Raw genomic sequence first — 13975 nt, forward strand, 5'->3', positions numbered from 1 at the left:
CCCCTACAGATGCCTTACCCTTACACAAACGCTGCTGCTATTTCCCGAACAGCGTTATGAAGCGCTTCTACATCTTTCTCTGAGTTAAAAATTCCAAAGCTGGCTCGAACGGCTCCACGTTGTTCTGTACCGGCAGTCTGGTGCCCCAATGGCGTGCAATGAAAACCCGATCTGGTCGCAATCCCGTATTGTTGATCCAGAATAAACGATACCTCCGCTGCATCCACCTCTCCGATATTAAAAGCAACCACGCCCACACGTTCGATCTCAATCCCCGGTCCGTAGACATGTACACCCTCGATTTGCTGCAATCCAAGGATCGTTTGTTTCACCAATTCCCATTCGTGCTGACGAATGTTGTCCACACCTTTTTCCATGACAAAATCAACGCCTGCTTGCAGCCCTGCCAAACCAACGGTATTGAGTGTCCCGCTTTCGTATCGGTCTGGACGAGTTGTCGGTTGATCAATGGCTTCAGACTGACTGCCTGTCCCCCCATGAATCAAGGGCTCGAGATCAATATCACTCCTCACGTACAACCCACCTGTACCTTGTGGACCATACAGCCCTTTGTGCCCAGGAAAAGCAAGCATATCAATATTCATTGCCTCTACATCGATAGGTAAAACACCAGCAGACTGAGAAGCATCCACCAAAAACGTAATTCCGTGCTCTTTTGCCAGTTTCCCCAGTTCGGCAACAGGCAGGATGACACCTGTCAGATTGGAAGCATGGCTCACAACGATTAACCGCGTTGAGGGCGTAATTGCCTGGGCAAAATCCTCTACATAGAATTGATGGTCTTCTCTTGGCTCTACAAAAGTAGCTTCTACTTGGTTGTTTTTGCGCATGAACTCGATGGGACGTCTTACCGAATTATGCTCAACAGATGAAGAAATAACATGATCGCCTGCTTGTAAGAACCCTTTTATCGCCTGATTAAGCGCTTGAGTGGCATTGAGATAAAAAAAGAGGTTATTCGGGTTTTGAATCCCAAACAACCGCGACACTTGCACCCGTGTCCGAAACACAGCTTTACTCGCTTTCATCGCCAGTGCATGTCCACCTCGGCCAGGATTTGCAGCAAAATCCTCGATGACCTCCGCCATCATTTCTTTGACTGCTGGTGGCTTCGGCCATGTAGAAGCTGCGTTATCCAAATAGATGATCGCCATGACTACCTCCTGGACTTACTTCTCTATATTCAGCATTTCGATGATTCGCTCCAAGTCTTCCTGTGAATAGAAGTCAATTTCGATTTTGCCGCGTTTTGACCCTTTTTTAATCTTGACCGATGTCCCAAAACGGCTGCGTAGCCGTTCCTCCATCTCGATCAAAACTGGCTCGTTTTTCGCTGACTTTTTCTTTTTTGTTTCACGTGAAACATTGAGCTGCTTCACGAGCTCTTCCAGCTGACGAACACTCAATCCTTTTTCCACCACGTCATTTGCAAGCTGTAGTTGTACTTTCTTATCCGTTACCCCAAGCAAAGCACGTGAATGTCCCATGGATAGTTCAGCTGCCGATACCATTTTTCGGATCTTCTCTGGTAGTTGAAGTAAACGAAGCATGTTGGCTACATGCGGTCGACTCTTCCCTATCTTTTGTGCAAGCTGTTCTTGCGTATAATCGTGGTGAGAAATCAGCTTGTCATAAGCCTCTGCCTCTTCGAGTGGATTCAGATTCTCCCGTTGTAAGTTCTCAATCAGGGCAATTTCCATTAATTGCTGATCGGTGTACGCTTTTACTACTACCGGAACCTCTTTTAACCCCGCTACCTTTGCAGCACGCAATCGTCTTTCCCCAGCTACCAGCTCGTAACCTTTGATGCTTTTCCGAACAATCAGTGGTTGGATGATCCCATGCTCTTTGATCGACTGTGCCAGTTCCTCGATAGCTGATTGCTCGAATTCTTTCCGGGGCTGATATGGGTTAGGACGAATCTCATTGATGGAAACCTCTTTTACCTGTTCCCCTTCTTCGATGAGATTGGAAGTAATAAGCGCATTCAGCCCTTTTCCCAATCCTCTACTCATACCCCTACCACTTCCTTCGCCAAATCAGTATAGACTTCCGCTCCTCGTGAGCGTGGATCGTACGTAATGATGGCTTGTCCGTGTGATGGTGCTTCACTCAAGCGTACATTTCGAGGAATAATTGTCTTGTATACTTTGTCCTGAAAATACTTTTTCACTTCTTCAATCACTTGCAAACCGAGATTCGTCCGTGCATCCAGCATCGTCAGCACGACACCTTCGATGGCAAGCTGCGAATTTAAATGTTTTTGGACCAAACGAATGGTGTTCAACAGTTGACTTAATCCCTCTAGCGCATAATATTCACACTGGATTGGAATTAAGACGGAATCAGATGCTGTCAAAGAATTTACGGTCAAAATCCCTAAGGATGGCGGGCAATCAATGATGACGTAATCGTACTTGTCCTTGACAACTTCCAGCGCCTTTTTCAGACGAACCTCACGAGAAATCGTTGGAACCAGCTCGATTTCCGCACCTGCCAATTGAATGGTGGCAGGAATGATCATTAATCCTTCAATTTCAGTTGGCAAAGTCGCATCGACAGGGTTGATATCATTGATCAGGACATCATAAATGCAGTACTTAACATCTGCCTTATTTACCCCGATCCCACTGGTTGCATTTCCTTGGGGATCAATATCAACCAGCAGCACCTTTTTCCCCAATGCGGCCAAACAAGCGCTTAGATTGACGGACGTAGTCGTTTTCCCGACGCCGCCTTTCTGGTTCGCAACCGCAATGATTTTTCCCAACTTCTCCACCTCTTTTTTGTCGTGTAGGAAAGCTTGTGGCTTGACCAGTACACTCTCCAGTACGTCTTTCAAAGTCATCTTCTGTATCCTCATCTAGTTAGTCATTCGAGTCTATTTACGATTTGCTCGTATCCTTGTAAAACGATGATCTTTTATACAAATTTCTTCGTCCGTTGCCATTCAGTAACCTTTACATGGCCTGTACATGATAAGACGAAAAAAGCCCCTGCAAAGTCATCCTCATTGATTATCGAGTAAACCTGCAAGTATGCACAGGTTGGTACTCTCCATGTTATCAGATTTGTTGCTTGGTCGTACGCTGTTTTTTTTAGATAGTAAGACAAAAAAGCCTGATTTTTGTCCCAAAAATGCAGTTTACCTAGCCTTTTTGCAGGAAATGCATATTTTTGGAAATCAAATTGTACTGAAAGCCTCATTTTCCTATGAATAATCAGTATTTGCCCAAAAAGAAAGGCGACCTTGTCGCCGTGTTTGTTACGATCATTTATTTCCCTGTTTCCTTGTTTTTTGGAATGCGAATCGTGAATTGATAGAATTCATCATGATCTTCTTCTGCTGTCTCTACAGGCAGGCCTGTCTGGATCACCATATCGATCGATTGACGTACAGTATTAATCGCAATTCGCGTATCTCTTGAGAATGCTTTCCACCGAGGCTTCGCATCTTTTTCCGATTTAGGGTTCTCGGCCAGTTCTAGAAGCTGCTTCACGCGCACTTCCGTCTGTTTCACATTCCATTCCCGCTCCAAAATCTCCAACAGGACTTTATTTTGTAATTCTGGATCTTTTAACGGAATCAGAGCCCTAGCATGACGCTCTGTTACTTGTCTGGACAACAAGGCATCTTGAATTTCTTGTGGTAAATGGAGCAAGCGCAGTTTGTTTGCGATTGTCGATTGTCCTTTACCCAAACGTTGAGCAAGACTCTCTTGCGTCAAATTGTGCAAATCAATCAGCTTTTGATATGCGACTGCCTCTTCAATGGCTGTCAAACCTTCTCGTTGCAAATTCTCAATCAATGCGATAGAGGCTGTTTGCGAGTCATTAAACTCTTTGACAATCGCAGGAATCCTCTCCATGCCCAATTTTCTAGTTGCGCGCAAACGTCGTTCCCCAGCAATCAATTCATAACGACCGTCGCGAACTCGCACGACAATCGGTTGAATGAGCCCATGAGTTCGTATCGTTTGACACAACTCATCAATTTTCTCGTCATCAAATACAGTACGAGGTTGATATGGATTCGGTACAATCTCCTCGACTGGTATTTGTTTGATTTCTTCGTTATCTGTCTTGTCCGTCAAGCCAAAAATCCGAGAAAATGAATCTTTAACTGCCATAGAAAAATCCCCCACTTCTACCCGTTCCATCCGTGCTATTTTAGAGTCTTTGAAGAGGTGTTCAAAAAGTCATTCAGATCACGAAGTAATCCTGAAAGATTGCGCAAAAATGATACAAGCGTTCACTCTAGAAGTCAGGTGCTCATGTAGCTCCCCTACATCCCGGCTCCTCCTTCTTCAGCTTCTTGCCGCTTTCTTCGTGCTGAAAAGACAACTTTTTGAATACGTCCTAGAAACTGAAAAAGGTCCTGTCCGATCAACGACAGAATCTTCCTAGAAACATTTTGTTATCCTCCGCCAATCCATTGTCCGGATATGACAGATTGAATATGTTCTTTGATTGTTGCTGCTAAGGAAAAATGGCATATTGGCGTCGTAAGTGAGTTCAGTCCTACTCTTTTAACATAGGTCCTCCTCTTACATCGTTAAGGACAGCATGCATCTTCTTTTAAAAAAGCTTCACAAGCCCTATAGTACATGCTGCTTAACAGACTCTTCTTGCCCATCCGATCGGTTTGTAAAATTGCCTTTGACCTAATCTTCTTTCCCTATACGCTTTCTTCAGGTTCATTTATATATATGTAATTCTGCAAGATTCGCCCAATTCCTGCTAACGAAAAACGTTTCACGTGAAACATCAATCGTGATCTTCGGCATAAAAATCGTGATCGTAACGGTGCTTTGGCCTCTCATCACTTCCAATGCTCTCATCAGTAGGATGTGAAATCTTGGTGACAGAAAACAATCGAGGAAAAAGACTATGAAAGTCTAACGTCAGGTTAGGAAAAATCGCAGCAACGATCACAGCGACATACATCCCTGCACTAAACATCAGACCAATGGCTGAAGCAACCCACATCCCTGCTGCTGTCGTCAGGACTTTTACCATACCATTGAATTTAATAATAGCTCCGGCCCCCAAAAATCCCGTTCCCGTCACGACTTGTGCAGTTACCCTCCCCGGATCACGATTTATGCCACTGGAAGAAAAACCGTAAAAAAACTTCTATCGAAGCCTATTCATAGAGGAGCGACCGCGTTTTTGCGGAATGTTTTACCGAGGTTATGCCAGATGCGGACGCTGAGGTACCTTGTTATGCGCTTTAGAAAGTTTAAACTTTCTTTCACGTTAAATAGAGGCTAGTCCAAAAAGAAACGAGCCAAAACAAACGAGACTATACGTTCAAAAACCAGCACCTCTTTGCCTACTCACATCCTTTATAAATCTCTCTCGCCCCCACCCCATGATGGCACCTGCTAGAAAAGCAAGAAAGAGTCAAAGCAATATGGTCGGGAGTTTCTTGCATAGTCAAATCCCCCTCTCACACGATGTCATTCTTTCGGAGGGGCTAGTACGAGTTGTAGACACCATCATCCAAGAAACCTGAGCGACTACATACCTTCCATTTCATCAAAAACGAGCATTTTAATTTAAACAACTTTCCATACGAAAAAAGGCCGCAGCACGTGGCTACGACCTCTCTTATGATTGACTCCTACACTAACGGCTTTTTCGCAGGAACTCCTGCTTTACGCGGATAGCTTTTCGGCGTCGCTTCTATTTTTTCCATGATGACGATGTTACGTTCTCCCGCTTCCTCTAGAAGCTGGAATGTCTCGACCTTTCTCGTCTTTCCACCAAGCGTCTTGATTGCCTTTTTCGCTTCAGCAAGCTCTGGAGTAATCTCTGCTCCCTTGAGAGCCACGAAATGTCCTCCAACTTTGGCAAAAGGAAGGCAGAACTCCGATAACAGATTGAGTCTCGCAACAGCACGTGCCACTACGAGATCAAATTTCTCCCGATACATCGCTTCTTGCCCACGATCCTCGGCACGCCCATGTACGGGATTTACGTTCTCCAAGCCCAGTTCCTTTGCTACATGCTGCAAAAAGCTCATTCGCTTGTTCAAGGAATCAATGATCGTCATTTTCAGATGTGGGAAGCAAATTTTCAAAGGAATGCTTGGAAAGCCTGCGCCCCCACCGATATCTACAACTGATTGCACCTGGTCAAATGGGAAGTAAAAAGCCGGCGTAATCGAATCATAAAAATGCTTGTTGTACACTTGCCCCTCTTCGGTAATCCCGGTCAGGTTCATCTTCTCATTCCATTCCACCAGCAGGCGGAAAAAATGATCAAACTGCTCCTTCTGACGATCCGTCAAAGAAATCCCCTGGGCTGCAAGTACCTCGGCAAACTGTTCTTTCGTCATAGCTTTCTCCTTACTCGGCTACTCCCACACGTTTGTACTCCAAATATACCATCAACACGGAAATGTCTGCTGGAGTAACCCCTGCGATACGAGCCGCCTGCCCGATGTTCAACGGACGGATTTTGGTCATATTGTCGCGGGATTCCTTGGACAAACCGGAGATTTGGTGGTAATCAATATCCGTTGGGATGCGGCGCTCCTCCATTTTTTTCATCCGTTCAACCTGTTGCAATGACTTTTTGATGTAGCCATCGTACTTAATCTGGATTTCAACCTGTTCGGTCACATCCTCTGGCAGTGCTTCTGGTGCCGGGACCATTTGAGCAATGTGGCTGTAGTTGATTTCCGGACGACGCAGCAATTGAGCCAGCTCGATGACATCTGTCAGCTCAGGAGAGCCTGCGTTGCGCAAAACCTCTTGAACATGTGCCATTTCAGGACGTACGCGCGTGTTGGCTACACGTTCTTTTTCTTGCTCGATCAGCTCACGTTTTTGGTTAAATCGATGGTAGCGCTCCTCGCTAATCAGACCAATTTCATAGCCGATATCCGTTAGGCGCAAGTCCGCATTGTCATGACGCAGCAGCAAGCGATATTCTGCGCGAGAAGTAAGCAAACGATAAGGCTCATGCGTTCCCTTCGTAACCAGGTCGTCAATCAAGACACCGATGTACGCCTCTTCCCGTCCCAAAATAACGGGCGGTTTCCCTTGAACACGGCGTGCTGCGTTAATCCCTGCCATGAGACCTTGACCCGCGGCTTCTTCATAGCCAGAGGTACCATTGATTTGTCCTGCTGTGAACAAGCCAGGCAAGGTTTTGGTTTCCAAAGAAGGCCAGAGCTGCGTCGGCACGATCGAATCATACTCAATCGCATAGCCAGGGCGCATCATTTTGACTTCTTCCATTCCAGCCATAGAGCGCAGCATGGAAAGCTGAACATCCTCTGGCAAGCTGGTCGACAAGCCTTGTACATACATTTCTTCGGTATTGCGCCCTTCTGGCTCCAAGAAAATTTGGTGACGAGGCTTATCGTTAAAACGGACTACTTTATCTTCAATCGAAGGGCAATAACGCGGGCCTGTTCCTTCGATCATTCCCGAATACATAGGGGCACGATGCAGATTATTATTGATGAGTCCATGCGTTTCTTCATTTGTATAAGTCAGCCAGCAAGGAAGCTGGTCCATGATAAATTCCGTTGTTTCATAAGAAAAAGCACGTGGTACCGGATCACCAGGCTGAATCTCCATTTTGGAGAAATCCACACTGCTGCTGTGAACACGCGGTGGCGTCCCCGTCTTGAAACGAGTCATTTCAAAACCGAGTTCCTTCAAATGATGTGCCAGACGAATAGACGGACGCATGTTGTTCGGTCCACTTTCGTATTGAAGATCCCCGAGGATGATCTTTCCTCGCAAATAGGTTCCGGTCGTCAATACAACGGATTTGGCCATGTATCGCGCCCCAGTTTGCGTGATAACCCCTTCACAAACTCCATCGTTCACGATCAGCTCTTCCACCATCGCTTGACGCAGGATCAGATTTGGAGTATTTTCAATCGTTTTCTTCATTTCATGCTGATACGCAAATTTGTCTGCTTGCGCGCGCAAGGCATGCACAGCAGGTCCTTTCCCTGTATTCAGCATACGCATTTGGATATGGGTTTTGTCGGTATTGCGTCCCATCTCTCCACCAAGCGCGTCCAATTCGCGTACAACGTGGCCTTTAGCAGGACCACCTACGGAAGGATTACATGGCATGTACGCCACAGCATCCAGGTTGATCGTCAACAGCAATGTACTACAGCCCATACGTGCAGCCGCCAATGCAGCTTCCGCACCGGCATGACCCGCACCAATGACAATGACGTCAAATGAGCCCGCTTCATATGCAGGTACAACGTTCATTTTTTGCCCTCCTAATCACTTACCCAGACAGAACTGGGAGAAAATCTGGTCAATCAAATCTTCGCCGACGCTTTCACCGATGACTTCACCAAGTAGTTCCCACGACTTTTTAATGTCGATCTGAATCATGTCTACTGGCATCAAATCATCGATTCCACCCAGCGCTTCATCCATGGCTCGTTCTGCCTGACGAAGCAGTTGAATATGTCTGGCGTTACTCACGTAGGTCAAGTCATCCTGCTGCACACGGCCACTGAAGAAAATCTCCCCAATAGCTTGCTCCAGAAGATCGATCCCCGTCTCCTCACGCGCGGACGTCATAATCAACGGCTGCTGAGGGAAATGACGCTTGATCTCTTCCAAATCCACTTTTTGCGGCAGGTCGAATTTATTGACAATCACAATCACATGGAACCCTTTTGCTGCTTCAAAAATCGCGTAATCATCAGCGGAGAGAGGCTCGTTGTAGTTGATCACGAGCAACACGAGGTCAGCCTTTTGCAGCAGCTGTCTGGACTTCTCTACCCCGATTTTCTCCACGATGTCCTCTGTATCGCGAATTCCTGCGGTATCGATAAGTCGCAAAGGAACCCCGCGCACATTGACATACTCTTCGATCACATCGCGTGTCGTTCCCGCAACGTCAGTTACAATCGCCTTTTCCTCTTGAACCAGACTATTTAATAGAGAGGATTTCCCTACATTCGGACGTCCAATAATCGCGGTCGACAAGCCTTCACGCAAAATTTTTCCTTGCTGTGCGGTCTGCAACAATCGTTGGATTTCACCTTTAACCTCCAGGCACTTTCCTCGCAAGAAATTTTGTGTAAACTCCTCAACGTCATGCTCTGGATAGTCCAGTGTTACTTCTATATGGGCCATCGCTTCAATCAAGTTTTGGCGCAGCTGCCGAATGAGCCTGGACAGCTTCCCTTCTACTTGATTCAATGCGACCTTCATCGCTCTGTCTGTTTTGGCCCGGATCAAATCAATGACGGCCTCAGCCTGAGACAAATCGACACGTCCGTTTAAGAACGCACGCTTCGTGAACTCCCCCGGCTCCGCCAATCTTGCTCCATTATCCAAGATTAACTCCAGAACCTTTTCAACGGAAACAATTCCTCCGTGACAGTTGACCTCCACTACATCCTCCCTCGTAAATGTACGGGGAGCCTTCATTACGGAAACCAGTACCTCTTCCACTCGTTCACCTGTGTTTGGCTCATACAAGTGCCCATAATGGATCGTATGACTGTCCACAGTGGACAACCGCTGCTTTCCTTTATATATCTTATCCACAACTTCGATCGCTTCCGTACCGCTTACCCGGATCACGGCAATACCGCCTTCACCCATCGGTGTTGCGACCGCCGCTATTGTATCGAATTTCATGCTGTTCACCTCAAGCTTTCCACTCTTACAAGTCAGCCACTAACTTACTAGCATAACAGATCGTCTAGAAAAATTCCAAAAGAAAGTGCAGCCAATCCATTTGCTAAACACGCAATAGGAAAAAGCAACCCTAGCTCCAAGGTTGCTGTCCATATTGGTTATCCACAGTATAATCATTTTCGCAAATCCTCAACCATTTGGTCAATTATCCACAGTGGACAACTTTTTGACGAAATTGTTCAAAATGTCGTCGCTTGCTCATTTGAATTAGGCAAAAAAAAAAGAAGCCTAGCGAGAGGCTTCTTTCGGTGCAATCACGATATAACGATTTGGCTCGTCTCCTTCACTGAAGGTAACCACATCCGCTCTCTTTTGCAAGAAGGCGTGGATTACTTTCCGTTCAGCAGCAGACATTGGTTCTAGACGTACATCCCGTTTGGTCGATAACGCTTTTTTCGACACACGATCTGCGAGCTGCTCCAATGTTTCCTTGCGACGAAGCCTGTAATTTTCGGCATCCAGAGTGATACGTACATGTTTGTCCGCATGACGGTTCGCTACGACGTTTACGAGATACTGTAATGAATCAAGAGTTTGTCCCCTGCGGCCAATAATGATTCCCAGATTGGTTCCCTGGATGTCAAACAGCATGCCCTCTTCATTTGTACGCGTCTCCACTTTGGCATTCACCTTCATGTTCGACAAAACGTCTTGAAGAAAGTCACGTCCCTGTGCAACCGGATCAAAGTGAAATTCTACTTGCACTTTAGCGTCCTTTGCCCCAATCAGTCCAAACAATCCTCTGCTTGGTTCCTCTAGAACTTGGATCGTTGCCCGCTCACGCGGCACTCCCAATTCCAGTAAAGCTTTTTGCACAGCATCGTCGATCGTTTTTGCCGTAGCTACCACCTTTTTCACTTGGAGGCTCCCCCTTTAGGAGTAGGCATTTTCCCTTTATCACGATACAGGAAGTAGGTTTGTACAATGGTAAACAGGTTACCGTATACCCAGTACAGAGACAGCGCTGATGGCAATGTGACGGCAATCGCCAAAATCATCAGCGGCATCATGATGATCATCATTTGCATTTGCGGATTTCCTTGATTTGCCTGACCCATCATCTTGGACTGCAGGTAGGTCGTAATCGCAGCAATGATTGGCAAGATGTAGTACGGGTCCTTTTGTCCCAGCGTCAGCCACATGAACGTTTGCGAGTTAATCTCGGTCGTACGAATGATCGCATGGTAGAACGCGATCAAAATCGGCATTTGTACCAACATTGGCAAGCATCCAGCCAACGGATTGACACCGCTCTTCTGGAACATAGCCATTGTTTCCGCTTGCGCTTTTTGTGGATCATTTTTGTACTTTTCACGGATCTTTTGCATCTCCGGTTGAATCTCTTGCATTTTCTTGGAGCTCTTGATTTGTTTGACCATCAATGGAAGCACAATGATTCGAATGATGATCGTTGCAACTAGGATACCCAGACCGTAGTTGTTTCCGAGTATCAATGCGCTCTCTTTAATTAGCCAGGACAGTGGATAGACAAAATACTTGTCCCAAATGCCGGTTGCGTCAGGGCCAATTGGTGCTGCTGCTTGGGGGTTACAGCCCGACAAAACTAGAACCAGCATAGTCAGCATAAGAATGCTGAGTGTACGTCTACTCAAGGGTGATCCTCCTTTTCCCCGCTTCAATATGAGGTAATCTTATTTGTGCTGATCCGGGACTGGATCATACCCGCCCGGGTGGAACGGATGGCATTTCAAGATGCGACGAAGGGCCAACCAGCCTCCCCTCCACGCTCCAAATCGACGAATCGACTCGATTGCGTAATGGGAACAGGTGGGCGCGAATCTGCATGAAGGTGGTTTATACGGAGAAATCATCAGTTGGTATCCCCGAATCAACCAAACCATGATCTTCACCATCATCGTTTCACCCTCTTTTTCCATCTCTTTTTCCATTATGTACGGGTGCCTGTTTGATCACTTTGGCTCGCTTCATCACATGTAACAGAGATTGCTCAATGGCTTCAAGCGTCATCGCTTCCACACCCGGACGGGCGATGATGACGAGATCGAGACCGACTGGGATATCAGACTCCATTCGAGCTACTGCTTCGCGTATAAGCCGCTTGACTCTATTGCGGACAACAGCATTGCCAATTTTTTTACTGACGGAAATCCCAGCGCGAAAAGCCGCTTGTCCATCTTGCTTTGCTGAATACAAGACAAACTGCTTATTAGCCGCAGAACTTCCTCGTTGAAACACAGCTTGGAATTGCTCATTTTTTTTGAGCCGGTGTGAACGATGCAAGGAAAACAACCCCTAACATCACAATTATAGTAGAAAACGTAAACAGCATCTACCAGTATATCCTTGTTTCGTTCACTTTTTTCCCTAAGTATACTCGGTTTAGAACAAAATCAAAAATTCAGTGGAAAAAATATAGACGATCAGCCAATTTCCGCGATGATTTCTGCACTGGCATGGCGCAAGTGAGCGAGCAATTGCCCATCTGCTTGGAAAAAGCCCAATTTTTGAAGGGACAAGGAAAGCTTGGCAGGCAGATCCGCCCAATGATTCTCCAGCCATTCATCAAGATCCACACTATGATATAACCAGATCGCTTCTGAAAATATTAAAAACCCGGCCATATCCAGCTGATTTCTCTCCTGCAATCTTTGTACCTTCCTCTTTACTAACCAATCATTTTCAGCCGCCAACGCAAACTCGATCCCCTTATTTATTGACCGTAGATGAGTCCGGTAGTCGGCCAATAGCATAAGTGCATCCTGTACATCCTGGTTACTCCGGTATGTCTCCAGAAAAAAGCCAAACATTCCGTCCGAACGTCCTTCTTTCTGTAGCAGCTGATACAACTGAGCATCACTCAATGAATGCCCCTGGAAAAAGGCACTCATTTGTAGCGCACCGATCCATCCTGCCCATGAAGCCAAATAAGCGGAGTAAGGAAAGCCTTCCATTAAGGCACCCTGCGCCTCTTCGTGGAACGATTCTACCTCTGCTTTTGCCTGTGCGGACATTTTCGCTTTCCCAGCCGGGGAATCCATATACGTGCATATGTCATTCATCCAGGAAATGAAACGATCCTCTGGGTCCAGAATAATCTTTACTTCCTTTAGGTAACGCCATGCCCACAGATTCTCATATACTTCTTCATCCGTAGGAGCAGACTGAACCTGCAGCTGTATCATATGCCCTTTAAACAGACGATTTTCACAGGAAGGATCATCTTCTCCCTCCACAAAGATGTGTAAATCGAGGTCGCTGTAGGTGTCCGCTTCTCCCCTCCCGACAGATCCACCAGCATAGGCACATACCAAGCCGGCTACAGGCCATTCATCAAGAAACTCGCGCGCCAATGATACAAAAAAGTCGGTTACGTCCTTCCTCTCCTCCATCGGCCCCCTCCTATCTCTTCAATAATTAGCAGGACTTTCGATAGCTAGGTAATGATTATCCCCCAAAAGGTTTCCACATCGGAGAAAGCCTTCCTCTTTTTATGACAACAAAGAATTTTCAGACATATGTAAGCAAACAAAAAGGCCACTAAAAGTGTGGCCTAAGCGGAAAGAACTTTTCTACCTCTTTGACGACGAGCAGCCAAAATTTTACGGCCGTTTTTTGTGCTCATGCGCTTACGGAATCCATGATCCTTTTTGCGCTTGCGGTTGTTAGGATTGAAAGATGGTTTCATTACGTATACACCTCCGTCTTGCAAAGACATTCTTTTGCATTATAAGAACATATGCCTAAAAAGTCAAGCAACAGTGGAATTTCGTTACCAAGGCAAATATCCCCATAAAACTATTTCCCGGGTCTGTGGATATCATTTTATCCACAAAAACAGATTTCGACAAGTTTATCTACAGCTTGTACACAAAATATAGGGATGTGAATATGTGGCAAGTACCAGAAGTTGTGTTTGTGGATAAGTATGAAAAAACCATTGATACCACGCTTTATATCTGTTATCATGTTTTTGTTTTGAAGCGTGAATAACTCCGATACGTGAATCGGTTTTTCCACAGGGTGTGGATAAGTTTGTGGACAGATTCTTTCCTATGTGTATGTCGTTACTCACAGGATTGAGGATAACCGTCTGCTTTTTTTCACTTCTACGAGCGGAATCCCTATATTTCGACTTTTTTTATCCACAGTCGCTCTAAACGGCTGTGTTGACAATTAGGTCACAACAAAGTAGGTTTTTGCACTTTTTCTCGATCATGATGGATCGATCTTCATCAATTTTTCGGATGGCCCAGAGGGAGGGATTCTGG

15 protein-coding genes are annotated in these 13975 nt (G+C 46.0%); 1 reads left to right on the forward strand and 14 read right to left on the reverse strand.

Annotated elements, in window-relative coordinates:
• Positions 1 to 20: 20 nt before the first annotated feature.
• From ACUUHJ_RS31905 to ACUUHJ_RS31915, 3 genes are read right to left on the reverse strand one after another with little or no spacing between them, the layout of a single operon-like run.
• A complete protein-coding gene (locus tag ACUUHJ_RS31905) occupies positions 21 to 1175 on the reverse strand; it encodes an aminotransferase class V-fold PLP-dependent enzyme (protein ID WP_289675385.1) in 1155 nt (384 codons plus the stop codon).
• A 15-nt stretch (positions 1176 to 1190) separates the two neighbouring features.
• Positions 1191 to 2036, reverse strand: coding sequence for a ParB/RepB/Spo0J family partition protein (locus ACUUHJ_RS31910; protein ID WP_289675386.1), 846 nt, complete (start codon positions 2034 to 2036; stop codon positions 1191 to 1193).
• Positions 2033 to 2791 (reverse strand): ParA family protein, encoded by a 759-nt coding sequence (locus ACUUHJ_RS31915; RefSeq protein WP_015894094.1) that lies wholly within the window; start codon positions 2789 to 2791, stop codon positions 2033 to 2035. The genes ACUUHJ_RS31910 and ACUUHJ_RS31915 overlap by 4 nt, the downstream gene beginning before the upstream one ends.
• Before the next feature lie 289 nt (positions 2792 to 3080).
• Between ACUUHJ_RS31915 and ACUUHJ_RS31920 the strand changes: the two genes are divergently transcribed.
• On the forward strand, positions 3081 to 3242 hold the full coding sequence (locus tag ACUUHJ_RS31920; RefSeq protein WP_472301116.1) for a hypothetical protein: 162 nt from the start codon (positions 3081 to 3083) through the stop codon (positions 3240 to 3242).
• Between the two features lie 54 nt (positions 3243 to 3296).
• On the opposite strand, the gene noc is transcribed toward ACUUHJ_RS31920, so the two are convergent.
• The 11 genes from noc to rpmH all read right to left on the reverse strand — a co-directional run bounded on the left by noc (position 3297) and on the right by rpmH (position 13392).
• Positions 3297 to 4151 carry a nucleoid occlusion protein gene (noc, locus tag ACUUHJ_RS31925; protein ID WP_289675389.1) on the reverse strand — a complete coding sequence of 285 codons (855 nt, stop codon included), beginning with the start codon at positions 4149 to 4151 and terminating at the stop codon, positions 3297 to 3299.
• Positions 4152 to 4788: 637 nt separating this feature from the next.
• The gene (locus ACUUHJ_RS31930) at positions 4789 to 5091 is read right to left on the reverse strand and encodes an MgtC/SapB family protein (protein WP_472301118.1); all 303 of its coding nucleotides are present in this window, start codon (positions 5089 to 5091) and stop codon (positions 4789 to 4791) included.
• A 556-nt stretch (positions 5092 to 5647) separates the two neighbouring features.
• Positions 5648 to 6364 carry a 16S rRNA (guanine(527)-N(7))-methyltransferase RsmG gene (gene rsmG / locus ACUUHJ_RS31935; protein WP_015894097.1) on the reverse strand — a complete coding sequence of 239 codons (717 nt, stop codon included), beginning with the start codon at positions 6362 to 6364 and terminating at the stop codon, positions 5648 to 5650.
• A 10-nt stretch (positions 6365 to 6374) separates the two neighbouring features.
• Positions 6375 to 8273, reverse strand: a complete 1899-nt coding sequence (gene mnmG, locus ACUUHJ_RS31940; RefSeq protein WP_289675390.1) for a tRNA uridine-5-carboxymethylaminomethyl(34) synthesis enzyme MnmG — start codon at positions 8271 to 8273, stop codon at positions 6375 to 6377.
• A gap of 15 nt (positions 8274 to 8288) precedes the next feature.
• Positions 8289 to 9665 (reverse strand): tRNA uridine-5-carboxymethylaminomethyl(34) synthesis GTPase MnmE, encoded by a 1377-nt coding sequence (gene mnmE / locus ACUUHJ_RS31945; protein WP_016739367.1) that lies wholly within the window; start codon positions 9663 to 9665, stop codon positions 8289 to 8291.
• Between the two features lie 288 nt (positions 9666 to 9953).
• Entirely contained in the window at positions 9954 to 10583 is a 630-nt protein-coding gene (jag, locus tag ACUUHJ_RS31950; protein ID WP_015894101.1) for an RNA-binding cell elongation regulator Jag/EloR, read from the reverse strand.
• Positions 10580 to 11338 carry a membrane protein insertase YidC gene (gene yidC, locus ACUUHJ_RS31955; RefSeq protein ID WP_087349363.1) on the reverse strand — a complete coding sequence of 253 codons (759 nt, stop codon included), beginning with the start codon at positions 11336 to 11338 and terminating at the stop codon, positions 10580 to 10582. Before yidC ends, jag begins: the two co-directional genes overlap by 4 nt.
• Positions 11339 to 11377: 39 nt before the next feature.
• Complete coding sequence (gene yidD / locus ACUUHJ_RS31960; RefSeq protein WP_205669431.1) at positions 11378 to 11602, reverse strand: membrane protein insertion efficiency factor YidD; 225 nt, start codon at positions 11600 to 11602, stop codon at positions 11378 to 11380.
• A 4-nt stretch (positions 11603 to 11606) separates the two neighbouring features.
• Positions 11607 to 11987: a ribonuclease P protein component gene (rnpA, locus tag ACUUHJ_RS31965; RefSeq protein WP_289675392.1), complete on the reverse strand. Its 381-nt coding sequence runs from the start codon at positions 11985 to 11987 to the stop codon at positions 11607 to 11609.
• A 140-nt stretch (positions 11988 to 12127) separates the two neighbouring features.
• A complete protein-coding gene (locus ACUUHJ_RS31970) occupies positions 12128 to 13096 on the reverse strand; it encodes a nucleotidyltransferase domain-containing protein (protein ID WP_472301120.1) in 969 nt (322 codons plus the stop codon).
• A 161-nt stretch (positions 13097 to 13257) separates the two neighbouring features.
• Entirely contained in the window at positions 13258 to 13392 is a 135-nt protein-coding gene (gene rpmH / locus ACUUHJ_RS31975) for a 50S ribosomal protein L34 (protein WP_007720125.1), read from the reverse strand.
• Positions 13393 to 13975 lie beyond the last annotated feature (583 nt).

The organism is Brevibacillus schisleri (assembly GCF_055685845.1).

Excerpts from the sequence above, each read along its gene's own strand:
- mnmE (WP_016739367.1), bottom strand. The coding sequence starts at position 9,665 with ATGAAATTCGATACAATAGCGGCGGTCGCAACACCGATGGGTGAAGGC.
- ACUUHJ_RS31920 (WP_472301116.1), top strand. The coding sequence starts at position 3,081 with ATGTTATCAGATTTGTTGCTTGGTCGTACGCTGTTTTTTTTAGATAGT.
- ACUUHJ_RS31910 (WP_289675386.1), bottom strand. The coding sequence starts at position 2,036 with ATGAGTAGAGGATTGGGAAAAGGGCTGAATGCGCTTATTACTTCCAAT.
- noc (WP_289675389.1), bottom strand. The coding sequence starts at position 4,151 with ATGGCAGTTAAAGATTCATTTTCTCGGATTTTTGGCTTGACGGACAAG.
- mnmG (WP_289675390.1), bottom strand. The coding sequence starts at position 8,273 with ATGAACGTTGTACCTGCATATGAAGCGGGCTCATTTGACGTCATTGTC.
- ACUUHJ_RS31970 (WP_472301120.1), bottom strand. The coding sequence starts at position 13,096 with ATGGAGGAGAGGAAGGACGTAACCGACTTTTTTGTATCATTGGCGCGC.
- rpmH (WP_007720125.1), bottom strand. The coding sequence starts at position 13,392 with ATGAAACCATCTTTCAATCCTAACAACCGCAAGCGCAAAAAGGATCAT.
- rsmG (WP_015894097.1), bottom strand. The coding sequence starts at position 6,364 with ATGACGAAAGAACAGTTTGCCGAGGTACTTGCAGCCCAGGGGATTTCT.
- yidD (WP_205669431.1), bottom strand. The coding sequence starts at position 11,602 with ATGATGGTGAAGATCATGGTTTGGTTGATTCGGGGATACCAACTGATG.
- ACUUHJ_RS31905 (WP_289675385.1), bottom strand. The coding sequence starts at position 1,175 with ATGGCGATCATCTATTTGGATAACGCAGCTTCTACATGGCCGAAGCCA.